Here is a 25,950-nt window from a genome sequence, read left to right as displayed (position 1 = left end):
CCGCAGTTTCGTAGGCAAGGGCACGTTGGTCTGGGGCGCCAGAACGCTGGACGGTAACTCCAATGAATGGCGTTACGTTCCAGTCCGCCGGCTCTTCAATATGGTCGAGGAATCGGTCAAAAAAGCGTCCTACTTCGCGGTGTTTGAACCAAACACGCCCTTCACCTGGCTCAAGATCAAAACCACCATCGAAAGTTATCTTGAAAACCTTTGGAAACAAGGAGCGTTCTTTGGCACCACGCCGGACCAGGCATTTTTTGTCAACATCGGTCTTGGTCTGACCATGACTGAGGACGACATCAACAACGGCATCATGAACATCGAAATCGGTCTGGCGGCCGTCAGACCGGCCGAGTTCATCGTACTGACCTTCTCACATAAGAGTATTGAAGGTTAGTGCGGCTTTCCTCTGACCGGATCAAACCGGCCAGAAACAACACCCACTAAAATCACCTGTTAATCTTAATTATTCGTTTGGAGTTTACAAATGGCTGAAAGCATTGATGACTTAAAAAGCAACTACCCTATTCCGGTCTATCGTTTCCGGGTCTCCGTGGGTGGCGAATCCATGGCGTTTTCCGAAGTATCCGGCCTGGACATCGGCAATGATCCGATCACCTACAAAGATGGCCTGGGCAAGAAACAAATGCCTGGTCAGGAAACCGACGTGAATATCACTCTGAAACGTGGCCTGGTTCGCAAACAGAGCCAACTGTACGAGTGGATCAATTCCATCAATCTCAATCTGGTGGAAAAACGCGATATTACCGTTTCCCTGGTGGATCCAGAGACCGATGGCGGCGCGCTGGTCACCTGGACCGTCGGCAACGCCTTCCCGAAAAAACTCACCGCGCCAAGCTTCAACGGTGGCTCCAATGAAGCCAGTATCGAGCAGTTGGAACTGGTAGCCGACAAAGTCACGATCAGTTTCGCCTGATCCTAAACCAGACCGGACAACTACGAGGCTTATCGTAGTTGTCCGGTCAATCAAAAAGGAGTTTTCCCCATGCCCATTGACCCAGGCAGTGCCCTGGTGGGTTACCGCTTTGTCGTGGTAATACTGACCACCGGCCTGCCCAATACTATCGATATCGCCTTTCAGGACATCAGTGGTCTGAAGATGAGTCGAACCATCAATCGTCGTGGTCGCATGACGACTCTGGCCAACGAACTGCCGGACCAGACACTGACGCTGAAACGCGGTGTATTCAGCAACGTCAGCCCGCTTACCACCGCCAATACACTTGAGTCACTTTTCTGGGGTACCCGGCTGTTGCGCAAGGATCTGCTGATCAGCGTCCTAAACAGCAATGGCAACCCGGCCAATGCCTGGATCGTCAGCAATGCCTATCTGGAATCGTGGGATTGGGATGCACTGAACGCCGCAAACAATCAGGTACTGATCGAATCCATGAGTTTCAAATACTCCGATCTCAAGTACGTATCCTTGAGCTTTGGTTAGGGAGAAAACAACCATGAACACCGAAATCGACCGTTTCACCATCAATGCCCGAGTCGAGGAGCACGACTCCGACACCGGCACCGGCACCGGCATCGGCACAGCAGAATTGCGCGAACTGGCAGACATTCGTCAGCAGTTACAAACCCTGCAGACCAGTCTTAACCAGTCACAGCATCATCCACACGCAATGCATGAACATTTGTCATGGCAACTGGAAGAACAACTGGCGGCCATGCAACTGACCAAGAGGCCTTAATCATGTCCAGTTATCTTGACGCCAGCCGGCTGACGCTGCCCATGTTAAAAATCACCGGTTATCAGGACAACAGTCGCAGCAAAAAAATAACCAGTGTGTCACTGCCGTTTCTGCAGGAAAGCCTCAATGTGGATCAGCAGCAGTCATTCAATGTGGTCAATGCCCAGAACAATCAGGAAGTCATCACCGGTACCCGCACAGCGCCCACCGGCTTAAAAGTGACCTTCGTGCTGGACGACACCACGTTTGCAACACCGATTGTCGGCAGCGCGATGTTTCTGATGCCGAAGACCGGAAAATTACCCATGAGTGTGGAAAAACAACTCAAAACACTGGCTGACATCTGTTATTCCAGCCAGAAAAAAAACGCCCTCAATTACCTCACCATCCAATCCCGCAATATGCCGTTAATCAACACCCCCGCCGGTACCTTTCATTGTGTGCTGAAGAGCATGAAAGTCAAAAACGAACTGGTGGATATCTGGGGTGACCGTATCAAAGCACTGGTGGAATGCGAGTTCCAGCACTGTGCCAAAGAAGACACCGAAGCCGGCTCAGCCAGCATTGCGTCCCTGACCAGCAACATCACCCTAGACGCCGGCACCGGTCCGGCACTGGCAGCCGCAGCAGCCTATGGATCAGTCGCATTTGCCGCCGCACTGGCGGCTGCCAATGGCATGAACAGCTTTCGAGGTAACCACAACGGGACCAGCCTGAAGGCACCACCCATCAGCCAACTCAATAGCTGACAGACTGACCGGAGAGAAACTGATGATTCATTACACCTACTTCATCAACGACCGTCAGATCAGTGGCCTGACCGTTGCGGTCAACTGGCAATATGCCGTTAACCGGATTGCCGGTTTTAAAATCCGACTGGCATGCATTGATACCAAAGCCGACACAGAAGAAGCCGGCAGCTTCAATCTGGTGGCGGCAGGAATTCCCCAGGCCGGCGAAGAAATCACTTTCAGCGCCCGCGCGTTTGATGGCAACGATATGGTGGCCGAAGCCAGTTTCAAGGGCATCGTCACGGCTCAGCGGATCGGCATAGACACCCATCCTTATGCCGAAATCATCGCCCAGGGCAGCGCCAGCGCTCTGACGGAAGGCGAAGAAACCCTGGCCTTTAATGCTGATACCCATGCCGACGATACCCAGATCATCAAATCGCTGGCGGAACTGCGCGGTATTACCCTGACCCTGCCTAAAGCTGATCAGGCGATTCAACAACAACAGTTTGTGGTTTACCGACAGACACCATGGCGGGCCATCATGGCCAGAGTACTGGCCAACGGTTTTCTCTACCTGCCGGGTCCGGAGGGTGACAGTATTGTCCACCCGGAAAGTATTCAGTCTGCCGCCGGCTCAGCACAGAAGATCAGCTTTAAAGACAGTGGTATCGAACATTTTTCCATCGCTCAAGACATCTGTTCACAGTTCGATGAACTCAAACTGGCCGGCTGGGATATCAAACAACAGGCCGTTACCAGCAGCCACGCCGGCGCATCATCATACTTGAGCGATCTGCTCAAACCACCACACCAGAGCCTGGGGCTGACACAAGAACAGAATATTGCCATCCCGGTCGGCGATGCCGAACTGCAAGCCCAGGCCGATGCCGAATTGTTTTACCGCCAGCTGGATCTGATTCAGGGGAAACTCGTGATCAATGCAGCCCTGTCACCACAATCGCTGACCCTGCAGCCGCTGACGGTCATCGACCTGCAGGATATTGGTGACACCTTTTCCGGTAAGTACCTGATCAGTTCGGTCACTCATCAGATTTCCAGGAGCGGCTGGCGCATCCATCTGGAACTCGGTCTGCACCTGAACCACACCCTGTTTTCAGACTGGCGTAAACCACCGCCAATTCCTCTGTTAACTGGCATAGTCGGCAAATTTGCCGCCGACCCGGAAGGACTGTACCGGATTCCAGTCTGGCTGCCCGGCATCAGTAAGGATGATAAACAAGTTATCTACGCCCGACTGGCAACCCCATTTGCCAGTAGCGATCAGACAGGCTTTTTTATGCCACCAAGCGAGAAAGATGAAGTTGTGGTGGCCTTTGTTGGCGGCGATGGCCGTTGCCCTGTGATTGTCGGCGCCATGCACAATCCGGTAAACGCCCCACCGATGGAATATGCCGAACAATACGAACAAGTCGGTCTGTTCTGGGGTAAGGAAAAAATGTCCCTGGCGATATCTCTCAAGGAAGGCGAACCCGGCATGATCCTGAGTGGTGGCGAAAAAACCATGCTGACTCTCAGCGACCAGGACGGCTGTCGGCTCAATGGCGAAAAAGCCTCACTGGCCGTCGGCGAAGCGCTGGAACTGAGTTACAACGACGAACCCGTATTGACCGTCAATGACAATGTCGAAGTCAACACTGCTGCCTTCAAAGTCACTGTCAGCGACAAAATGGAGGTTGCATAAATGTCCTTAAACCAACTAATCGGCAGCGGCTGGGGTTTCCCACCGCGGTTTCAACGACCATCTACCGGGCCTGCCATGCAGGAAGACGAAGCACTCATTCAGCAAAGCCTGTTTATCATGCTGAATACCCGCACCGGTGAACGGCTGCATAACACAGCCTATGGCTGTAATTTAAAAGACTATCTGTTTCAACCGACCGATGCTGAAACGCTGACTGACATCAAAGAGGATATCGCCCGTTCCATCAGCCAATACGAAAAACGGGTCACCCTGGAAGAGATCACCTTCAACACCGACAACCTCTATGACGGTCTGCTCAATATTCAGCTGAGCTACCGAATCAAGAGCACCAATCAGGCCGGCAATCTGGTTTTCCCTTTCTATCTCACAGAAGGTTGACCGTTTCCAATCATCCGTCTTTTGCAACAGGAACACCCATGGCAAACAAACCCTCCCTGTCCAGTAGCAGTGAACCTGAGTTTCACAGTATCGGACAATTACAGACACAGCGCGCATTGCCAGCTTTGCAGAGCAATGCGTTTAACATTGAGCAACGCAGCTTCGCCGACTGGATCAGTTATCTCAGAAACATAGCCGGACGAATCAGTTTCTATGATACCAATAGCGGTCAGGCCGAAGGCAATTGGCAGGCAGCCCTGCCGAACGATGTCCAGGCCAAGGCGCTGGAATCATTAATGTCCGGCCATACAGTCACGGATGATATCAGGTCATTGGCAAGCCGTGCCGATATTACCGCGCTGATGGCGTGCTATCAGATGTTACGTTATCCGGTGGCACAGATGCAGCGCTTTACCCAGCGTCATCTGGATTACTACTATGAGAACGTACTTGGTTTCCATAGCAACCCGGCTACCGCCGACCGCGCTCATCTGGTGTTAACACTGGCCGCCGATACTCCCTCGGTCACTCTGCTCAAAGGCACTCGTTTTAAGGGCGGTCAGGACAGCGCCGGCAACAACCTGATTTATCAGACCCGCAACAACGGTTTGTTCAATCAGGCCAAGATTGAGCAACTGTTCACCCTGTCTCGACTGACCGAAGCCGGACAACTACTGCTGACCGAAGGCATCAACATCGACAATGACGCGGAAATGCTGGAGCAAGGCGTATTCACGTTTGGCGAGGCCGCCCAACCGACTGAACCGGAGGACTCTCAGTCCCAATCCACCGAACTACTGGAGCGGCAGTCCCAGCCGCGCCTGGGTTTTGAACTGGCATCCTCCTGTCTCCATCTGGCTGGTGGTCAACGCTCCATTACAGTGACGTTTGTCCCCAAAGACCAGAGTACTGAGCTGCCGGTACCGCTGGCAGAACTGTTTGATATTGCCATCACCACCGCCGACGGACTGTTGGAGCTGACGGATGAAGTCACCCACGTCGCCTGGCAGTGGCAGGACAACGCCCTGACGATCACCTGTGAACCCCAGTTTGCCGCGATTACCGGCATAGACGGCGAACTGCCGTTTTTAAAGCTGCTGATCAAACCCGAATGGCTGCAGGAGAACGAGCCGGATGCCAGTGCGGCACTGCTGCACGACAAACTGTTTGCCGATATACAGCTGCACGTCTCAGTCACCGATCTGCCGGGTCTGGTAATCGGTCATGGTGGCAATGCCCTTGATGCCAGCGCGCCATTTCAACCCTTCGGTGCACGTCCGGCGGTGGCGTCACGATTCGACTTCACTCATCCGGAATTACTCTGCAAATCCATCAGCAACGCGAGTCTGAATCTGTCCTGGCTCGGCCGGCCGGATGACTGGGACAAACACTATTACGCCTATCGCGATTATGCCGATCCTGGGAGTGGATACAGTGGTGATCCCACTGTGGATGACTTTTCCCAATGGCCGGTTTACACCACAACGGTTTTTCGGTCCGACCTGGAAGGCCCTGTGCCCTTAGGCTCTTTTTCAAAATTGTTCAGTGATGAAACACCAGAAGACAATTTTCCAAAATTGTTCAGTGATGAAACACCAGTAGACAATATCGATCGCCACTCGCTGGTATTTATAAACACCGAACTGTCCGCCGTTCAGAGCTACGAACAGCTGCCGCTGACCAGCACCCGGCCGCGTCTCTGGCCACGCTACTTTAGCCTGCAGCTGAATAGCCCGGATTTCGGCCACAAGGATTTCAGTCTGGTCAGCCAGTATGCCGCCCAGCTCAACGCCCGGCATTTTAACGATAGCGATTATCAGCCATTAATGGTGCAGCAACCTTACACTCCGCAACTGGATCGCCTGACCCTGAATTATGACAGCAGCGTCAGCCTGACAGACGATACCGGCCAGCTTCTCATGCGCCACGTCCTTCCCCTCGGTCGACCGGTCATCAGTCAGGTGGACAATGGGCTGGCACTGCTGCCATATTTTGATCAGCGCGGTTATCTGTATATCAGCATCGGCCAGTTGAAACTACCTACCCAGTTACGTGTGTATTTCCAGTTGGATCCGGTGGATGGCAGCAATATTACCGACTATCCACTCATCGATTTTCAATACCTCAGCGACAGCGGCTGGCAATATTTCGACAGCAGCCTCAGCAATAGTGCCAGCATCATCGAGGACTCCACGTATCAATTGCTGGACAGCGGCATCATAACGTTTGACGTGCCGGCACTCGACTACCACAACAACTTCATCGATCCACAGCGTTTCTGGATCCGCGTCAGTATTGCCAACAGTGCAGTGGAAGACGGCAGCAACCATGCCCGCTATTCACGCATTCGCAATATCTACGCGCAGGGGCTCGAAGTAGAACTCGCCAGTGACACCGTCGCGGCTGATCATTACACCCAGCCACTGGCCGCCGGCACCATCAACGCCCTGACGGAGGCCCAGGCGGCAGTAGCCGAAGTCGCCCAACCTTATCCTTCGTTTGCCGCCAAACCGGCCGAAACCGCAACCACTATGCAGGTGCGTGCCAGCGAACGGCTGCGCCACAAACAACGCGCCCTGCTGGCCTGGGACTACGAGCGCCTGGTACTGGGCAAATTTCCGGAACTCTATCTGGCCCGCTGTATCGCCACGGACATCAGCGATACATCCGACAACAGCGATACATCCGACAACAGTGATACATCCGACACCAGCGATACATCCGACACCAGCGATACATCCGACACCAGCGATACATCCGACAACAGTGATACATCCGACAACAGTGATACATCCGACAACAGTGATACATCCGACAACAGTGATACATCCGACAACAGTGATACATCCGACAACAGCGATACATCCGACAACAGCGATACATCCGACACCAGCGATACACCCGATACCAGCGGCCCTTTTGATTTCAGTAACGGGTTTCCGGTGACAATGGTAGTGGTGCCAGCCAACTACAATCCCGAGATTCTGCAGCCCAAGATACCGCTGTATCTGAAGCGTCAGATCCAGCGGTTTATCGACAGTGTCAGCCCTGATGAAGTAACCCCCATCGTTCAGGATCCGATTTATGAAGAGGTCACCATTACCCTGGTTGCGCAGATCTACGACGATTTCGACATTGAACGGGTGCAGGGAGAATTGAATGAGTTGCTGGTGAATACCATGACGCCGTGGAATCAGGCTGCGTCTGCAACCACCCTGCAACATACCATTCAACTGACTTACCTGGCCCAGCGACTGGAACAGCATAAAGCCGTGGAAAGTATTTATGTAATGCGTGCCAACCAGACGACAGCCACCGGTATCAAGCACTACCCAAATACCGACAACGGCGATTCAACCCAGACGAATTCGGGTACCGACATGACCGGTCTAAACGAGAATTATCAGGCGGACAATATCATTACCTCTAGCCGCTATGACGCCATTCTGGTACCCGCCCAGACACATAACATCACCCTGTTCAACAACTATCAGAACGTTTTCGAAGGCATTGAAAAATGGCGCATCGAAGTGGACTTCGTAGTCACCTGATCTGCTCCTCCGGATTCACACTTTTTCCTCTGTTCCGTCTATTCAAAACGTCACCACTCTGATGCCGGTGCATCAGAGTGACTCTGTTTATTGAGGTCACTATGTCTCAACCACAACTCTCCTTGCTTACCGATACCGAGCTGGCCAGCCAGAGCCAGAACAGCCTGTATCTGAAACAACAGGCTGTCAATCTGGTGCAGCAGGTGTGCCAGCAGAACTGGACCGATCACAATACCGCGGACCCCGGCATCACATTATTGGAAGTTCTCTCCTTCGCCATCTCCGATATGTGTTACCGGCTGGAGTTTTCGGTACCAGATCTGCTGGCACCGGACCGGGCGCGCAACGACTGGGAGCCGGAAGCTTTTTTCCTGGCCCCAACCATACTGCCGTCCAATCTGGTCACCCACACCGACATCCGTCAGGCCATTATCGATGTGGCCGGTGTACGGAATGTCTCGATCATGAGCGCCAACCAAACGCCTGAAGACGGTTCAGCCAGCTTCCCTATTGCCAGTATTCGACTACTGCTGGAACTGGATACACCCTGGACCGCAATGACCAACTGCGAACAGTCAGATCTGATCCACCGGGTCCGGCAACGCTTTATGTCACTGCGTAATGTCAACCAGGATCTGGATAGCATTCTGATCATGGACACCCAACCGGTGGCCGTGTGCATGTCCGTGGGATTGGAAGGCGTCCAGGACCCCATTGCCAGCCTGGCTGAGATCTTTCGCATCTGCCGTCAGGTGATCACGCCCGATATCCCCAAATACAGCCTGGAAAGCCTGCAACAGCAGGGTCTCAGTGGCGATGAGATCTATCAGGGACCATTAACCACCCACGGCCTGATACAGCAGAGCGACCTCAAAGATATCGTCCTGCCCGAACGACTCTATACCAGCGATATTCTCGATGCGGTGAAAACGGTCGAAGGTCTGAAAGAAATCAACGGACTCAGTTTTGCCCAGGTGGTGGAAAAGGACACGGGTGAACGGGAAGCCGTTATTCAGGACCGCCGTTATTACTGGCGCATTGATCTGAGAGATCTCACCGGTACCACTGACGGGGCGCAAAAAATCCTGACTCTGGATCTGCCGAGTTCACTGGCCTCACTCGAACTCACGCTCGATGGCCAGCCATTCAGTCTGAATGAAGACGTGCGTCAACAGATCATCGACCGGGTCACCTCTGATGACAGTAACAGCACCACGCTCTCAACCCCCGTGCTGAGTGATTTTATCAGCCAGCGTTATCGGCAGCTGCGTGACTACGTCTCGATCCAACAGGAATTTCCGGAAATCTACCAGCTGATGGAACAACGTTTCGATGATCCCAAGCGTCGTTTCGACAATGCCGGGATTCTGCAACTGAAAGGATTTCTGACCCTGTTCGATCAGTTGCTGGCCGACCAGATGGCCCAACTGGACAACCTGCGCCGACTGCTGGCGATACCGGATACCGGGGTATATGCCCGGCTGACCGGCGTTTTCAACACCATGCTTGCCAGCGAAACATTAACGTCTGCCGCCATCAACCAGTTCTGGCAGGATGTCCGGCAACTGCCGCGCACCCAGCTGAGTCAGCCAATTACCGGCATCAGTGGCATGCAACAATTACTGACCGATTATTTTGAACAGTATCAACAACAGGGGTTTCAGGACTACGTTGAACCGATTCTGAGCGAATGGCAGCTGAATCGGCTGGTTCACTCACTCGATCATCTGCTGGCCCGGTTTGCGGAAAAACGACTGGATAATGGCTTGCTGAAATACCGACCGGTGTTCAGCCATTATATTGATCGGTTCAATCCCATACCCGCCGACATCTGCCGCGATCAGCCACTGCTGGACAAACTCGTGGCACTGAAATCGTTGTTGGATATGGCCGCCATCATCAACGACTACCCACGCCTGAGCCAACAACGGGCGGGGGCAGCCAACTACCTCAGTCCTAAACCATTGACAGCCCCTCCTGCGGGTCTGTTGAGTCGCATCGGCCGTTTTATGGGTTGGTCTCACATTGGTCAGATTCCCCTGGCGGTTAATAGTCGCGAAAGCATTTATCTGCTCGAAAGTGAATTGCTGCGCCACGGTGCCGATGCCGAGAGCTATCAGCCTTACCAGCTCTATTTTGTGGTGCCCGACTGGCCCAGCCGGTTTGCCAACACAGAATTCCAAAGCCTGCTGGCAGAACAGTTGCGCCGCCAATCACCCGTACATCAACACGTCAGACTGATCAGTCTGTCGCGGCCATTAATGAGTCTGTTCGAGCGGCTGTACTACTGCTGGCAAAATGCGATGACCCAAAAACCGTTGCCAGTCACTCTGACCAGTAATGCTGATTCGGACAACGATCAGGATCAGACCGATGACAGTGAAAACCAACCGGTTAACCGGCTGTCCGGTCAGCTGCAAAACGCCCTGATTCACAAATCGCTGAGGCTTTCTCTGAACTGTGATGAGGCGGACTCAGGTACGTGCGACGATCCGGAAAAGCTCGACGATGAAAACCAACGGATCAGCCGGCTGTCCGTTCATCTGCGCACCTTCATCAAGGCACCCGACAGTTTGCTGGAACAGATCCTGAGTACACTTGTGGACCCGACCAACAATAATCCATGGCAGCCGCTGATCGACGCCATCGAAGTGTGGCTGCACACCGATGACAAAGACAAGATCAATGGAAGCAATTTCGAAGAGATCCACGATCAACTGGCCGAGCTGCTGAGCCCCAAAGCCGAAACTTACGGAGGTCTTGACGCAGACAGTCTGCTATTCGCTCTGGCCCACGAACGGCTGGAACAGATGTTCAACCCCTACCCAATTGGTCAAGCGACCATCGGCTGCAATTTCCGGATTGGCTATCAGCCGCTGGATTATCTAAAACCCAGTTACCCGATCAATGCGGCGTATATCAACCCGGACAAGCCTGGAACGCCGCACTTCACCGTACATATCAGTGCCCCCAACACCCTCTAAGGAACCACTATGATTGATGAAACACTTCCTACATCTGATGACAGTTCAGAAACCACTGTGACTAATGACACAAATCCTGCACCTGATGACAACTCAGAAACCACTGAAACTAAGGCTACAAACCCTGGATCTGATGGCAGTTCAGAAACTCAGCAATCGGTCCCGGCCAGCGAAACCAAGCGCAGCGAGCTGAAAGAAAAGTTCGCTGATAACCAGCGCCCAAAAGGCGAAGATTTTGCCAAATTTATAGATGCCACCGTCATCGCCAAGGATGACGGCCTGACCATCAGCGACAGTGAACTGAAGATCAATAAATCCCTGTCCGTTACAGGCACCCTGAGCCTGCTGAAAAACAAGGATGATACGGCAGCAGCCATCACCTTCAGCAGCGGCAACAGCAATGAAAGTGAGAGCATCGTTTTCAGTGGCGGCAGCCGGCTGGATAGCAAAAGCCTGACCCTAGACAACGGTGTCAGCCTTGATGCCAGCACCCTGAAGGTCGGAGAACAATTGAGCTTCCAAAAAGACACCAGCCTGACCGCCTTTAACGCCCTGACCGTTCACTATCAGAAAGAACCCAATGGCAGAGTCGAAATCAATGCTACCGACAGCCAGTTAGAGGTCACTGGCGATAGTAAAATCACCGGTACCCTGAGTGCTAAAGATGGGCATTTCAGCCGTTCCGTGACCATCGGCAGTGGAGAAGATGGAAAAGATGGAAAAGATGGAAAAGATGGAGAAGATGGAGAAGATGGAGAAGAGTCCACGGCATTGACCGTCAAAGGTGAAGCCGTTCTCGAAGGCGACCTGGATATGTCAGGCAACGCCAGCATCGACGGCTCCCTGCAAATCAGCGGCAGCCCTACCAATGAAACCACATTGTTATCACTACAGCAGACCGGCCCCGGTGATCTGTTATACATCAATGGCGATCTCCACAATATTGTGGTCGATCAGAACGGGCATCTGGGTATTGGCCACAATAATCCTGTTAACTCGATAGATGTCAACGGCAGTCTGGCCATCGGGCCGACTGTGCAAAACGTTAAAACAAACTACAGTCTGGCAGTGAGCCAAAAAATCGGTATCGGCACCAGCGAACCGACGTCACGCCTCGATATCCACTGCGATGGTAACCAAGACGCGCTGCGGCTGCGCCAGAACGACAGCACCGTCCTCAGTGTCCAAACCGGTATGGATAACGACGATGCCCAACTCACGTTCAGTGGCGACAGCCATCTGCAGGGCGAATTGACGGTCGACCAGCAGAGTCATCTGGCGGGCACTGATATCAACGGACAACTCAATGTCAGCGATAACGTCGTGGTGCAAAAGACCATTACCGGCAAAGAAAACCTGAGCCTTGACGGCGACAGCCAGCTGGGTGGCCAACTGACCGTGAGCGGCGACACAACCCTGAAATCCAGTCTGACCGTGGCCGGAAACAGTCAGGTACAGGGGCTGACCGTGGATGCCGACAGCACCCTGAATGGCAACCTGGAATTGGCCGGTGATGCCCGCTTTGATGAAACCCTGATCCTGTCAGCGGATCAACATCTGCAGCCCGGTGCCACCTTGCATGTGAAAGAAACCGCCAGCCGTCCCGGTCTGCGTATCGATAACCACGATGGCGAGACCACCTTACAGGTTAATGATGACAGCGTTCGTCTGGGCAGTAAGACTCTCCCCTGTCAATTGGATGTCTATGGTGATGCCAACATCCATGGTGACACCTATATTGACGGGACATTGACTGGTCATGGACGCGCCCAACTCAATGACGGCCTGACCGTGGACAATTCCCTGGAAGTGACCGTGGGCAATAACCAGGAAGGGACCGAAGGTATAGTACCAGCCGGCGTGACCGCTGCGACCATCATCGCCCGCGGGGCAGATAATCAAGCCCTGCTGGTGTGTCACGATGACACCACCGTGCTCGCCACTCATGGGGACAAAGTCGGCATCCTGCGTACCGACCCCGAAGCCGATCTGCACGTCGGTGGCACTCTGCAAGCCGACGGTGAAATCACTGCCGCGGCCGGCCTCACGGTTCATCCGCAGGGTAAACCTGAGATCGACGCGCTGTCGGTATCGGATACCCGAATCAGCCTTGATGGCGAGCGACTGAACGATGGAATCCAGCTCAAAGGTGCTACAACCATTGAGGGTCCGATGATGATCGCCAACTGGATGAGCGTTGACCAGCAACAGCTCACTCTGCGGCAGCTCGACCATCAGCCGGCACTGGAAATTCACGATGCCGACCCGAGCCATCTGTTACACCTGAATGCCGATGGTATTGCCATCAACACCGCCAAGTCCCAGGCTAACTTACACGTCAACGGCAATGCCCTGATTGAAGCCGATCTCGATACCGATGAGTTGTTGGTACGCACTCACCTGCAGGCAGCAGGACAGGCGGACTTCGACCAGGGTCTGCGAGCCCAGGGGTCAGTGTTACTGAATCAGCCCGACAGTTCCGACCGCAACGTGGATGCAGCGGTGGACATGGACGTGGACCTGCATCTGTGGCAATCCAGTCGCAACAGCGTGGCACTGCGCATCGATCAGCCCAATCAGTCCAATCCAGTAGTCTGGGTTCAGGATGACCATGTCGGCATCAATACCGACACCCCTGAAAAACAGCTGTCTGTTAAAGGGGACACCCACTTGGATGGCGCACTCAGTGTCACCGGTCAGACCGATCTCCAAGCCGATGCCCAGGTGGCCGGTCGGGTGAACATCGGCAATGACCTGAACGTCACCGGTACCACCAATATCAGTGGTCACCTGAATGTCGCAGACGCTTGCGCTCTCGGTGATCAGTTGTCAGTCTCGGGAAGCGCCGAGGTTCAGGGATCAGCACACTTTGATGACCATGTGCAGGTACAAAAAAACCTCGCAATCGGCGTCAAAGAGGCCAGTGCTCGCATTCATGTAGCCGCCGATGACAGCCAGCCGGCACTGCGGATAGACGGCGATAACGCCAAAAGTTGCCAGCTGATTGTCTCTCAGAACAAGGTCGGTATCGGTCAGCTGACCCCACAATCCGCTCTGGATGTTGCCGATGATGTTCATATTGGTGATTCCCTGAGCGTTGATGGCCGCACCTATCTCAACGCCAGCCTGGACGTGGCACAGGATGCCTATTTGAAATCCGACCTGCTGGTGAACGAAAAGTCGCGGTTGCGGGAGCAGGCCATTCTCGGGGTGACCACCCCCGACATGGATGAGACCAGAGCCCAGCTGTTTATCGCCGATACCAGTTATGCCGAGGCCATGCGCATCGAATCCCCCAACCACAACAGCATTGTGGTGAAAGAAGGCCGCCTGGGCATCGGTACCGCCAGTCCGGATCTGTCCCTGGATGTTCGTGGTGGCGCGGCCATCAGCGAAACCCTGCGGGTGGACGGCAATGCACAATTAAACGGTGAACTGGAAGTCGAAGAAAAATTGGTAGCGCGCGGCAGTCTGGATGTTTCGAAAAAATCTGAGTTCGGATCGGACGTGCAGATCAGTGGTGATCTGAGCGTTGAAGACCGGGTCAGCATTGATGAAACCCTGACGGTCAGTGGAGACACCCAACTGGATGCCGAACTGACGGTCACCGCCGGTACCACACTCAACGGGCCGTTAACGGTGAATAACAGTGCCGTTCTGCAACAGGCGGTACAGATCAACGATCAGCTGACGGTGGCCAGGGATCTCCGCGCCGGCCAGACACTCCAGGTAGCAGACTCACTGGCCGTTGGTACCACTACAGCCCAGGCCAGTCTGCATGTACAGAGCCAGACCGAGCAAACGCCATTACGGGTAGACCGCAAAACATCCGGCAGCCCGGCCCAAAATCTCATGACCCTGACACCGGCCGGTGATCTCGGCCTGGGTACCAGCGCACCATCGGCACGCCTGGATGTGAACGGTAATGCGATGATCAACGGGCAACTACAGACAGCCGCTCTCAGCAACAGCGGCCAGCTGGCCACTGCCCGGTTGCAGATCGGTCAACAGTTGCAGTTGGGTGACGGCCCGATCATCTCCGGTATTTCCAACGATTTCACCCTCGGTGGCGACGGCGGCGTGAGCGGTTTACTGCCGACCCAGGCAGCGGTGAAGGGGTATATCGACAATGTCATCCTGCCATTTGGCAACGGTGGTAAAACCCACATCATCAGCACCCAGACCGAGTTCGATCGGCTGTTCAACAAAGAAGGCTATGAATCGGTGCCAATTTCCGAAAACACCACGGTTATTCTGCTGCCACAGGGCAACAATGATTACGGCATCAGCCCTTATTTGTTGCGTAAAACCATCCGGCTGGCTAGCAATGTCAGTATTGTCGGTTTCAATCCGCACTCAACGATCATTCGTAAACAGACGCCCAAAGCCCGGTTTGAATTGGTGGGTTCGAGTGCGCAATGGCTCAGCAACGTCCATCTTGAAGGCTTTACCTTTGACGGCAATAACCTGCATACCACCCAGAATGGCGGCGCTTTCTATCTTGAATACGCCCGTGACTGCCAGCTCAACTGTGTCATCCGTTATCACCGCATCAGTGGTAACGGCGCGGCACTGTATGGCAACCGTATCGACAGCCAGAACAGTTCTGCGATCAATATTCAGGCGTTGCATATCAGTCACTGCCAAGCCATGGAACTCAGCTCCCAGCCGGACAATCTGCTCAATGAAGGCGGTGCCGCATGGGGTCTGGGATACTCTGAAATTCACGCCGAACATTGTCAGGCCGATCAGGGTGGTGCTGTGGCTTGGTGCAGTGACTGCCAGGTGAAGGCAACAGGCTGCATCGCAACAGCTAATGGCGGTGGTGCCTATCGTTGTGAACGCCTGAGTCTGTATGCCAGCAATTGCCGGGTGCAAACCCACGGTGCGACCATTACCGGTAAAGGCGGTGGTGCTTACTACTGCTCCGACCTTATCTGCGATGGTTTCTGGAAGGGCAATAACGCTGCCGAAGGTCCACACATTTATGCCAGCAACAGCCTGACCGATGATCAGGAAGAGCGTCATTACTGGCGTGGGGATTATGTGGGTCGTCGCATCGACGGCGGTGAAGGTGTCTGGCGGGTGCACAATGAATAAGCGTTCATACCGGATCCGGCTGGGAGCTGCTCATGACGACACGGATTAGTCATCTGTCACTGGCGTTGCATTACCTGCAACGCCCCGTCTGTGCTGACGACTTTGAAGCAGCGCTATCGAGGTTGGTCAGACAGGCCATGACAACACTGACGGCAACCGCCGGAACAACCATTACCAGGCTCCCCGAGGTGCAGGTCGATTTGCCCTGCATCGACGCCACGGCATTTATGCGTCATCCTGACAACTACTTCGCCGTATATCTGCTGCCAGCTCTGCGCTTGCAGCTTGAACAGATCACCCGGGGCCAGTTCACGCTGGCGGGTAACGGCCGTAGTGGTCAACACCGGGATACCATGTCGGCTCTGAAACTACAGCATTACCTGCGTGATGATATCGCCCTGGGTTTTGCAGACTTTTGCGCCGGCCTGCAAAAATGGCTTGCACGTCCGGACGGTGCCATTATTCTGCGCGACTGGCTGCGTCAGCCACGAGTATTTCAGCGCTTCAAACGCCAGTTCGAAGCGAACCACAGTAACACCCTGGCAATGGATATTCTGACCCGACTGTTTCCGGCTGAAATGGCACGCTCGTTAATGACAACCGCAGGGGCAGACCAGGACAGTCGGGATACTCTCTGGTCCTTGGCGAAGCTCATGCTGAATCAACCCCCTGGCGAGTTACAGCCACATACCTGGAAGCAGGCAATCAGCGTTCTCAGTCTGATCCGTGAAGCCGGATTGCCACTGACCCAACCTCAGCAACAATCTCTGCTGCGCGGACTGATAAAACCGACGCACTCTGACAGGCTGCAAACCTGGCTGGCAGTGGCCGGTACTCAATCGGTTAACTCGCAGATGTTGCAGCAGCTGATCCAGATAGTCGCACAGGATCACCCGGACAGCACCGTAACCGCACAAACCCTGGCAGCAGAGGCAGATACCGACACCACGGACGTACGCGCGCTGATCCGGACCCTGACAGAACAGCTGGCGGCTCTGAATCGACTGGAACGATTATCACTGTCCGGTGATCTGATGGGTTACGGACGCATCATCAGCTGTATCGACAAACTCTCTCTGCAATCACAATTCCTGCCCGCCGACTGGCGCCTCCGGCTGCAACTGCATTCCACTCATGGCTGGTCCATGCAGGCGGCAGCCTCATTGGCGTTGCAATGGCTGGATCAGGAACGTGCGCAAACGGAGCGATTGCCAGACTTGTCACCACTGTTAACGCTCTCCAGCCTGCCATTCCGTACTCTGGAGTATCTTCGCCAGTGTCGTACCCGGCTGCGCCGGTCAGGGGCTAATGCCGCCTCAGTGGTCACCATCATCAACGAATTAAAACATCACCTGTCACCACTTACCGGGTTTGTGCACTTTGATGCGGATAACCGCAACTGGCACCCAGTCCATCAGGCCCTCACACGTATCCAACAGGCTGGCAGCAATCTCGAAGCCCGCCTCACTCTCGCACTCAATCTGTCTACCCGGCTGACACAACTGCCCATGGACACCCACCTGAACATACTGAACTGGCTGCACAATCCTGATCATCAGCCGTATTTTCAGGCTATGATCGAATCACTCAAGGCACAGGGACTGACAGCCGTGACGCAGGATGAACAGTCCCGAACTGCCCTACAACAACCTCATCACGGCATACCTGCCGGAGTGTTGAAACAATGGCTGAAAACATTGGATGCCACGATTCGCCAGACCGGAGAGCAGGTGGATCAGCTGACGGCCCGATCGAACAATGGTGGCGCATCTGATGATGGATTTTCCAACGCATCATCCAGTCTGGCAATTACCCGATACTTGGCTGCATTACAGCTTTGCCAACGATGGATACTGATCACCTTATCAGAGCAGTCCGCTCCCGGTGGTCTCGGCCAGAGTGCGCGATCCATCCAACCGATTACACCGGTGCTGGATCGTTTTTATGCCCAATTGCCTGCCGGCACATCACATCAATTACGGCTGCAAAACTGGCGCTTCGAACTCATTGACAGTGTGACAGAACAAGTCAGTCAATCATTGCCGGCCACCGCTCAGGAACAGCAAGGAGCAGATTTCAGCGACCAGAAAAATATCATCAGGCGTCTGACCCAGCTGAAAAAACAGTTACGTGAAATGACTGTTTTGAGTTCGCCCCATGTCATCCACCGGCAGTTGTTATCAACCTGTCTGCTGCTGCGTCAGTGGTTACGGGTCTGTCATGATCATCCACAGCCAAACCTCAGACAATGGCTCATTCCGTTATTACATGACACCAATCGGTTGTTGGAACAGCGTAATAACCCCCAAGGATCACACTCTTACATAGAGGCAATGCGTGGAATTCTATCCTTGCTGCAACCATCCCAGCCATGGCAGCCAACCGCTTTGGGTAATCACTGCGATCGACTCTTGACCTGTTTGGCCAGTGCCAACGAAGACAACGGCGATACACCGTTTGTGGATCTGCTGACGCAGCAGGACCTGACCACCGAACCGCAGCTGCAACGCCTGCTCACGGCAACCCGAAATATCACCCGACGACAGCAGCATGCCTTTTCACAGGCTGATTTTTCAGCAGTGACAGATCCGCTGAAACAGCAAGTACGACACCTGTCACTACTATCAGAATCGGGTCCACGAGTGATGTCGGATGCCGGATTGAGCATTCTCTGGCCATTTCTGCAACCGTGGTTCCAACAACAGGAGCTGCTTGATTCAGAACATCAATGGCGCAATGAAGCTGCACAGCAAAAAGCCATGGACCTACTCATGTGCCTGTACGGTTATGACACACCTGGAACCATTCCAACCTGCGCCAATCTGCTGACCGGCCGGGATACGGATATGCCCTATGAACCGGGCATACTGAATGAGCATGAGCAAGACCACTGTGAGCATCTGCTTAATCAGGTTATTCAACAATGGCCGGTACTCAAGCAAATGTCGAACAGTGGCTTTCGCTCTCTGTTTCTACACAGACCAGGTACTCTGGAAACCCATGAACATGGCTACACACTGACCATTACCCCCATGCCCCAGGATGCGCTGTTAATCAAACTCCCATGGGGACTCGGTATTGTCCGTCTTCCGTGGCTGCAGAACTGCCTGCTGGATGTCCGCTGGAACAGTGGTCTTTAACAAATCTATTGGAACCTGAGGGCGGAATTATACCGCCCCAGTATCATTTTCGAATGGTTATTTTATTTGGATTATGGCTAAATCGCGGTCTGGAAAATTGTCTCAACCAGCATTTAAGGAAATAGCGCATGCGTACAGGCATTTTAGTACCCTCCGTCTTGTTAGTCGTTCTCAGCAGCTGTAATTCTTCCGACTCCAAAGACTCTTCGACCTCACCCCCGGACGACCTTTATAAAGGCCTAAAAACCCAGGCCACTGTCACATCAGAGAACTACCAGGAATTGGCCGCTGCAGCACGTTATGGCATTGAGTACGCCATTGTTATCGGTGACCTTTTTGACGATATATACAGCATTGCTGAAGATTGTCAGCAGAATGGCAAAGCAACCTTGAAAGAAACGGCCAAATCCATCTCTGTTAGCTTTAACAACTGCAGTTACGACTCACGTATTCTCAATGGTCAATATGTCTACAACTCAGATGTCGGCAAAGAGACCGAATATTCAGACAACATGGTCATCAGCTGGAATAACGAAAAGTATCAGGTTCAGAGCGTCTATATCTGTCAGGCAGACGAAGCGGATAAATATGACGACAACTATCTCTGCAGTGATGGTTCTGCCAACTACGTTGATTTTTCAAAAAACGGCAAACATTTCCGTCTGGAACACACCTTCCGCCAAACGGTTGACGCCCAAAACAATCAGTGGGACGCAAGCGCTACTGTGTACGCTGAGCCATATGGCTTCATCCTTTTGAATACTAATACGTCGCCGACGTTGTGTAATGGGGGAGGTTTCAGCAGTGGAAGCCTGAATACTCAGGATACCAATGGTTGGGGCACATTAGATGTTCAGTTCACCGATCCTGGCTGCAACACCATGACAGCCAACTATCACGGAACCAACAACACCCTTGTTTCCAGTACTGTCAATCAGTAACCATATCCGTTGCGGAGGCTGATCCAATCCATGCCTCCGGTTTTCTGAAAAGAACTTCCTGTTTGCGACTGTTTTGATTTGACCACTGACGATCACAGTCAGCCCTTTCTGATCAGCGACTCAGTCGCGCCTTCCTATCCCGATATTTCCTTGCCAACGACTCAATTACCTTGACGCCGGTTCTTTTTGATCAGGTCATAGGCCTGTTGGATTTCCTGTGTTCTGGATTTGGCGATATCCTGCATTTCCGCTGGCAGACCATTGACCGCCATTTTATCCGGATGATGCTGGCTCATAAGCTTGCGATAAGCTTTCTTCAGCTCTATGTCATTGATGTCAGCATTTACACCTAATACACCGTAGGCATCAGCCAGTTGATCGGCACTGGACTTTTGCCGGCTATGCCGTTGGTAATTGGAGAAGTTCTGCTGGGAAACTGTTCGCTGGCGAATAAACTCGAATTGTATTTTGTTGATACCCAGTATCCGACAGATGGTCTGTAATACCTGGCGCTCACCGGGCCCTAACTGACCGTCGGCATAAGCGGTCTGCAACTGCAGCTCCAGAAAAAACTGCGCCAGCGTGATACGTCGGCCAATCACCTGCTTCAATTCTGTCAGCGGTGGCACGATGTCAAAATCAGACTGTTTGCCTTCATTGAACAATCTCATCGCTTCCAGTCGCTGATCCTCGGTGAGCCGCAATCGTTCCATAATGCTGCGCGCCTGGTTGATCTGCTGCTCAGAGACTGTGCCATCTGCTCGGCACAATTTACCCATAACCCAGAAAGTCACCTTTGAAAAGGTGTTCTGCATGGCTTTGCCCTGCACCTGGGGGCCTTTGCTTTGCATTCGGTCCAGGGAACGATCGAACAGATTGCCCAGAAACAACCCCAGCGCCAGACCGGCCCATTTACCAAATAAAAAACCAATACCCGCACCGAGTACTTTTCCTGTCCAACGCAAGATTAACTCCAATCATCAGAATTGAGGATTTTGATAGCTCCGAAAGTAAACTTTAGCGCAAGCTGAGAAGCCTATGCTACCTCCCTCGCTGTTAATTCAGTATCATCCCACGCTTTGTGTTTTTTGATAACCGGGTGTACGTGGTTTGCGAAGGAAATTCTCATTCATTCAGTCAGCAATTGCTCTCGCCACGATCTCATCGTTTGGCATTACAGAGGATTATCACGAAATTGACTGGATGGAATACGACTCGCTGCCCAAAGATATTCAAAGCAAAACCGCACCCTATTGCAGCGGTGCCTTCGTAGATCCCAGCCGCTTCGATGATCAGGTGGATCTTAGTATCGGCTATCAGCATCAACCAGTGGTCATCCGGGCGCAACAACTGAATTACTCTCCCCAGGCAGGGTATACGGCATCCGGCGATGTTGAGGTACGCCAGAATTCATTGCGCCTGTTTGCCGGGGAAGCCGCCTACAATCCGCTGACCGGACTCGGTAACGTTAACGGTCAATCCACTTTCCGGGCCGAAAACCTGCTGATCATCGGATCGAATGCCCAGGCGGATTTTGGTCAATCGGAAATCACCATTGATAATGTTCGTTTTGTGCTGCACAACACCGGTTACCATGGCACAGCCAGAACGCTTTATAAAGACGGCGATGATGTCATTTATCTGCGACATGCCACTCTGACGCGTTGCGCCCCGGAAAAACCCACTTGGAAAGTGGCCGCCGGCAAGCTGACTGTGAATCGCGCCACTGGCATTGCCACCACCCAGAACGCCGTCCTGAAAATCCGCAACGTACCGGTGTTCTACACACCCTATTTTCGTTTTCCGATTGATGACCGCCGCCTGACCGGATTGTTATCCCCGACACTGGAATTCAGCTGGTCGGATTTCAGCCTGTCGGAGCTGGCGATACCACTATATATCAACCTTGCTCCGAACTACGATACCACCATCACCAGTCGTTATCTGGCTAAATATGGTTGGGGCTGGTCGGATGAGTTCCGCTATCTTGGGCGGAATAATGAAGGCATATTTACCGGCACCTGGTTTGCAAATGGCAGCAAAGATGACCGCTGGACCTACAACTGGAACAACACCACCAAGCTGGGTGATAAAACCAGGTTGTATTTGCACTATCAGGATATGAGCGATGCAGATTTCCGGATTGATTTTGAAAACGGCTCTGACAAAGTTGATTATGTCGATCAGTCTGCCAGACTGACCACTGACCTGTCTGGCTGGGACACGACTTTCAAAGTACAACACTGGTCAATCGTCAATGACAATCTGGCGCTAAAGGATTACCCCTATGCAATTCAACCAGGCATCAGCACCCGAAACGCCTGGGGCGGCGGGGCTAATCATTTTGGTTTCGGCAGTGGCTTTGCCATTAACCGTTTCAGCCGTAATCTAACCGACACAGAAATAGACAGCGTCGGTCTCGACAGTGGTATTCCGGTCGAAGGCTACCGGTTCAACAGCCAGTTGAATTTTAAATATCCACTGGAAAGCAGTTACGGTTTTTTCAAACCGGAGGTGAATGTTTATCACGCCAGCTACCAACTGGAGCAAACCGGTTCAGCCTGGGATAAGACGGTTTCCAATACCGTTCCACAACTGGTGGTCGACAGCGGCCTGAAATTCAGCCGCCCGATCAATCTTAAGTTTGCTGAACGGCAGACCCTGGAACCACGTGCCTACTACGTCTATACCCCATATATCAGTCAATATGATGCTCCTCTGTTTGACAGCGAAACCATCGATTTCACCCAATCCCGCTTGTACAGCAACCGCCGTTTTTCCGGATCAGACCGCATTGGTGACATGAACCGTCTGACCCTGGGCGCCAAAACCCGTTTTTTACAGCAGGACAATCAGGAATGGGTCAGCCTCAGTCTGGATCAGCTGTTCTATCTGAAACCGGAAAAGCTGCAGGAAGAAGCGGATAGTAACAATAAGGATCAGAAACTCAGCCAGATGTATTTCGGTGCCAACTGGCAGATTTCACCGTCCTGGCATTTTGCCACCGAACAGGTCTGGGACTGGGACAGAAACACCCGTGCCTGGGAAGCCTGGCATTTACGTTACCGGACCGACAGCGCAGCACTGATCAACGTCGACTACTATAACGGCTACAATGAGACCGATGAAGAAAATGAAGAAATCGCCCATTTTTCCTTTATTATGCCGTTTGCCCAGCGCTGGGGGATTACCAGTGCACTGAATTATGATTTTTATGCCGAAGGACTCGATGAATCTGTGGTCGGTATTGAATACGACAGCTGTTGCTGGAATATCAGAGTACTGAACAAATTCGCCTGGGAAGGCAATGTCAGCAGTTCGTTCCTGGTTGAGTTTGAACTCAAAGGCCTGGGCGGCTATGGCAACAACATCGACAGTCTGTTACGTTCAAAAGTGACCGGTTATACCGGTAGGATCTACGAATAATATTTGGAATCATTCATGCCAATGCCTAATGTCTCTCGTTTTTTAACCATTGTTCTCGTATTCATCAGCAGCCTGGTCTCCACCAGCAGTCTGGCTGCCCTGAAGCTGGTTGATGAAATCGCCGCTGTCGTCAATGACAACGTCATTCTGGTGTCAGAACTGGATAAACGGGTTGAAGACATCAAAATGCGCTATTCCTCGAATCCCAACCTTCTGCCCAGCGACAAAGAACTGAAAAATCAGATTCTGGATGTCATGATCACTGAAGAAGTGCAGCTGCAGATGGCCGACAAACGCGGGATATATATCTCTGATGATGCCATCAACCAGGCTTTCAACAGATTTGCCCAAGGCAACAAAATCGACCCAGAGGACTTCGAACAGCAGTATCCGAGGCAGTATCAGTTTATCCGTGAGCAGATTGAGCGACAGATAAAAATCAGTCAGCTGCAGCAACGTCAGCTTCATTCAGCAATCAAGGTCAACCAACAGGAAATCGACTCTTATCTGAATACCGAAGCCGGTCGTGAAGCACAGGGTAAAGAAATAAAACTGATCTATCTCAGTACTGACGACGCCGATCAGGCCCAACAAATTTACCAGCAGGTAGAGGCTGGTAAACCCCTGACAGATTTTGACGGCAGCAAAGACCTTGGATTCCGCGCCCTGGATAAAATCCCCAGCCTGTTTCAAAACCGTGACCTTGGAAACAAGGCCAACGGGTTTATTCTGCCCCCCATTGAAGCCAACAATCGTTACAACCTGGTCCAAGTGGCTGACCAGCGCGTTACCAACACCCACAAGGTTGAACAGGTATTAGTTCGTCATATTCTGATTAAACCGAATCTGGTGCTGACAGATGATCAGGCTGTGACCCTGCTAAAAAATCTGAGACAGCGTATTCTGAATGGCGAGTCATTCGCTAAACTGGCATCACAATACTCTGAAGATCTTTACAGTAAGGAACTGGGCGGAAAGCTGGGCTGGACTGAGCCACAGGTGTTTCAACCAGAATTCGCTGATACAGTTAAACAGCTGAAAATCGGGCAACTCAGCAATGTCATCAAAACTGATTATGGCTACCACATCCTGGAAGTAGTGGACCGACGGACTCAGGATGTGAGTGATCAAGAGTTGCGAAATAATGCTTCCAAGGCCATCTTTAACGCCAAGTACGAAGAAGAACTACAACGCTGGATTGCAGAAACCCGCAGCAGCGCATTCATAGAGAAACGCATATGACCAAACGCATCCTGGTAACGCCGGGCGAACCGGCAGGCATTGGCCCTGACCTATGCCTGTCGCTGGCCCAACACCATTTCGACAGTGAAATCATTCTGGTGGCAGACCCGGAGATGCTGAAGTTACGGGCCCTGCTACTGGGACTGGACACCGTTCAACTGCAAGTGGTTGATTTGAACGATACACCACAACCACACCAGCCAGGGACTCTGAAAGTCCTGCCAGTCAGCTGCGGTGCCAACTGTGAACCCGGAAAGTTGAATCCACAGAATGCCCGGTACATTCTGAAAACTCTGGATACTGCCATTGATGCCTGCCTGAACAATCAGGCTGACGCCGTCACGACTGGTCCGGTCAATAAAGCGGTTATCAATGATGCCGGTATTCCATTTACCGGCCATACCGAATATTTTCAGCAGCGCTGCCACACCGATCGGGTGGTTATGATGCTGGCAACAGAGGAACTTAAGGTCGCGCTTGCCACCACCCATATCCCGCTGCGCAAGGTGGCCGATGCCATTACGCCGGAACTGCTGGAGGAAGTCATGAATGTACTCATGCACAGCCTGCAGACCGATTTCGGACTGGAAAAACCGCGCCTGCTGGTAGCCGGGCTCAATCCTCATGCCGGCGAAAGCGGTCATCTTGGTAGCGAAGACGATGAGATCATTGCCCCGGTGATCCAGCAATGGCGTGAACTCGGCTTTCCGGTCACCGGCCCCCTGCCAGCCGACACCATGTATGCCAGACACTGGCTTGATCAGGCCGATGCCACATTGGCGATGTATCATGACCAGGGACTGCCGGTACTCAAACACTCTGGTTTTGGTCGGGCCTTGAATATTACTCTGGGACTGCCGATCATCCGCACTTCAGTAGATCATGGTACGGCCCTGGATCTGGCCGGTACCGGGCATGCCAATAACGGCTCACTGCTGGTGGCCATTCATTACGCAGAAAAAATGGCCGCTAATCGGGCCAGACACGCGAACTGACGCTCACGGGATCATTAA

At 52.8% G+C, this 25,950-nt stretch carries 16 protein-coding genes; 15 read left to right on the top strand and 1 reads right to left on the bottom strand.

What is annotated here, in order from left to right; genetic code table 11:
- From ACQY6I_RS08685 to ACQY6I_RS08630, 12 genes are all read left to right on the top strand, one after another.
- A partial coding sequence (locus ACQY6I_RS08685) for a phage tail sheath C-terminal domain-containing protein (protein WP_428241085.1) occupies nucleotides 1-397 on the top strand: 397 nt, incomplete at its 5' end.
- Between the two features lie 90 nt (nucleotides 398-487).
- Entirely contained in the window at nucleotides 488-937 is a 450-nt protein-coding gene (locus ACQY6I_RS08680) for a phage tail protein (RefSeq protein ID WP_428241084.1), read from the top strand.
- A 69-nt stretch (nucleotides 938-1,006) separates the two neighbouring features.
- Entirely contained in the window at nucleotides 1,007-1,462 is a 456-nt protein-coding gene (locus ACQY6I_RS08675) for a phage tail protein (protein WP_428241083.1), read from the top strand.
- Nucleotides 1,463-1,475: 13 nt separating this feature from the next.
- Entirely contained in the window at nucleotides 1,476-1,718 is a 243-nt protein-coding gene (locus ACQY6I_RS08670; protein ID WP_428241082.1) for a hypothetical protein, read from the top strand.
- Between the two features lie 2 nt (nucleotides 1,719-1,720).
- Nucleotides 1,721-2,467, top strand: a complete 747-nt coding sequence (locus tag ACQY6I_RS08665; RefSeq protein ID WP_428241081.1) for a hypothetical protein — start codon at nucleotides 1,721-1,723, stop codon at nucleotides 2,465-2,467.
- Between the two features lie 22 nt (nucleotides 2,468-2,489).
- Nucleotides 2,490-4,154 (top strand): phage baseplate assembly protein V, encoded by a 1,665-nt coding sequence (locus ACQY6I_RS08660; protein ID WP_428241080.1) that lies wholly within the window; start codon nucleotides 2,490-2,492, stop codon nucleotides 4,152-4,154.
- Nucleotides 4,155-4,553, top strand: a complete 399-nt coding sequence (locus ACQY6I_RS08655; RefSeq protein WP_428241079.1) for a GPW/gp25 family protein — start codon at nucleotides 4,155-4,157, stop codon at nucleotides 4,551-4,553. It abuts the gene before it with no gap.
- Between the two features lie 38 nt (nucleotides 4,554-4,591).
- The gene (locus ACQY6I_RS08650; protein ID WP_428241078.1) at nucleotides 4,592-8,104 is read left to right on the top strand and encodes a hypothetical protein; all 3,513 of its coding nucleotides are present in this window, start codon (nucleotides 4,592-4,594) and stop codon (nucleotides 8,102-8,104) included.
- Nucleotides 8,105-8,205: 101 nt separating this feature from the next.
- Complete coding sequence (locus ACQY6I_RS08645; RefSeq protein ID WP_428241077.1) at nucleotides 8,206-11,088, top strand: hypothetical protein; 2,883 nt, start codon at nucleotides 8,206-8,208, stop codon at nucleotides 11,086-11,088.
- A 9-nt stretch (nucleotides 11,089-11,097) separates the two neighbouring features.
- On the top strand, nucleotides 11,098-16,188 hold the full coding sequence (locus ACQY6I_RS08640; RefSeq protein WP_428241076.1) for a hypothetical protein: 5,091 nt from the start codon (nucleotides 11,098-11,100) through the stop codon (nucleotides 16,186-16,188).
- Nucleotides 16,189-16,220: 32 nt separating this feature from the next.
- Entirely contained in the window at nucleotides 16,221-19,328 is a 3,108-nt protein-coding gene (locus ACQY6I_RS08635; RefSeq protein ID WP_428241075.1) for a contractile injection system tape measure protein, read from the top strand.
- Between the two features lie 128 nt (nucleotides 19,329-19,456).
- On the top strand, nucleotides 19,457-20,269 hold the full coding sequence (locus ACQY6I_RS08630) for a hypothetical protein (RefSeq protein WP_428241074.1): 813 nt from the start codon (nucleotides 19,457-19,459) through the stop codon (nucleotides 20,267-20,269).
- Nucleotides 20,270-20,430: 161 nt separating this feature from the next.
- On the opposite strand, the gene djlA is transcribed toward ACQY6I_RS08630, so the two are convergent.
- Nucleotides 20,431-21,234 (bottom strand): co-chaperone DjlA, encoded by an 804-nt coding sequence (gene djlA, locus ACQY6I_RS08625; protein WP_428241073.1) that lies wholly within the window; start codon nucleotides 21,232-21,234, stop codon nucleotides 20,431-20,433.
- Between the two features lie 145 nt (nucleotides 21,235-21,379).
- Here djlA and ACQY6I_RS08620 point away from each other — a divergent pair, with 145 nt between their 5' ends.
- Genes ACQY6I_RS08620 through pdxA form a run of 3 tightly spaced genes read left to right on the top strand, consistent with a single transcriptional unit; the run spans nucleotide 21,380 to nucleotide 25,932 of the window.
- A complete protein-coding gene (locus tag ACQY6I_RS08620; RefSeq protein ID WP_428241072.1) occupies nucleotides 21,380-23,695 on the top strand; it encodes an LPS-assembly protein LptD in 2,316 nt (771 codons plus the stop codon).
- 15 nt (nucleotides 23,696-23,710) lie between these two features.
- Nucleotides 23,711-24,937: a peptidylprolyl isomerase gene (locus tag ACQY6I_RS08615; RefSeq protein ID WP_428241071.1), complete on the top strand. Its 1,227-nt coding sequence runs from the start codon at nucleotides 23,711-23,713 to the stop codon at nucleotides 24,935-24,937.
- Nucleotides 24,934-25,932: a 4-hydroxythreonine-4-phosphate dehydrogenase PdxA gene (gene pdxA / locus ACQY6I_RS08610; protein ID WP_428241070.1), complete on the top strand. Its 999-nt coding sequence runs from the start codon at nucleotides 24,934-24,936 to the stop codon at nucleotides 25,930-25,932. The genes ACQY6I_RS08615 and pdxA overlap by 4 nt, the downstream gene beginning before the upstream one ends.
- Nucleotides 25,933-25,950 lie beyond the last annotated feature (18 nt).

It is taken from the genome of Gynuella sp. (genome assembly GCF_050297175.1).
Lineage (GTDB): Bacteria > Pseudomonadota > Gammaproteobacteria > Pseudomonadales > Natronospirillaceae > Gynuella.
Note: the sequence above shows the minus strand (reverse complement) of the source record. Positions and strands in the feature narration are given on the sequence as shown.

What these genes read in the sequence shown, in the direction of transcription:
- ACQY6I_RS08680 (WP_428241084.1), top strand. Translation starts at nt 488, where the DNA reads ATGGCTGAAAGCATTGATGACTTAAAAAGCAACTACCCTATTCCGGTC.
- ACQY6I_RS08675 (WP_428241083.1), top strand. Translation starts at nt 1,007, where the DNA reads ATGCCCATTGACCCAGGCAGTGCCCTGGTGGGTTACCGCTTTGTCGTG.
- ACQY6I_RS08670 (WP_428241082.1), top strand. Translation starts at nt 1,476, where the DNA reads ATGAACACCGAAATCGACCGTTTCACCATCAATGCCCGAGTCGAGGAG.
- ACQY6I_RS08665 (WP_428241081.1), top strand. Translation starts at nt 1,721, where the DNA reads ATGTCCAGTTATCTTGACGCCAGCCGGCTGACGCTGCCCATGTTAAAA.
- ACQY6I_RS08660 (WP_428241080.1), top strand. Translation starts at nt 2,490, where the DNA reads ATGATTCATTACACCTACTTCATCAACGACCGTCAGATCAGTGGCCTG.
- ACQY6I_RS08655 (WP_428241079.1), top strand. Translation starts at nt 4,155, where the DNA reads ATGTCCTTAAACCAACTAATCGGCAGCGGCTGGGGTTTCCCACCGCGG.
- ACQY6I_RS08650 (WP_428241078.1), top strand. Translation starts at nt 4,592, where the DNA reads ATGGCAAACAAACCCTCCCTGTCCAGTAGCAGTGAACCTGAGTTTCAC.
- ACQY6I_RS08645 (WP_428241077.1), top strand. Translation starts at nt 8,206, where the DNA reads ATGTCTCAACCACAACTCTCCTTGCTTACCGATACCGAGCTGGCCAGC.
- ACQY6I_RS08640 (WP_428241076.1), top strand. Translation starts at nt 11,098, where the DNA reads ATGATTGATGAAACACTTCCTACATCTGATGACAGTTCAGAAACCACT.
- ACQY6I_RS08635 (WP_428241075.1), top strand. Translation starts at nt 16,221, where the DNA reads ATGACGACACGGATTAGTCATCTGTCACTGGCGTTGCATTACCTGCAA.
- ACQY6I_RS08630 (WP_428241074.1), top strand. Translation starts at nt 19,457, where the DNA reads ATGCGTACAGGCATTTTAGTACCCTCCGTCTTGTTAGTCGTTCTCAGC.
- ACQY6I_RS08615 (WP_428241071.1), top strand. Translation starts at nt 23,711, where the DNA reads ATGCCAATGCCTAATGTCTCTCGTTTTTTAACCATTGTTCTCGTATTC.
- pdxA (WP_428241070.1), top strand. Translation starts at nt 24,934, where the DNA reads ATGACCAAACGCATCCTGGTAACGCCGGGCGAACCGGCAGGCATTGGC.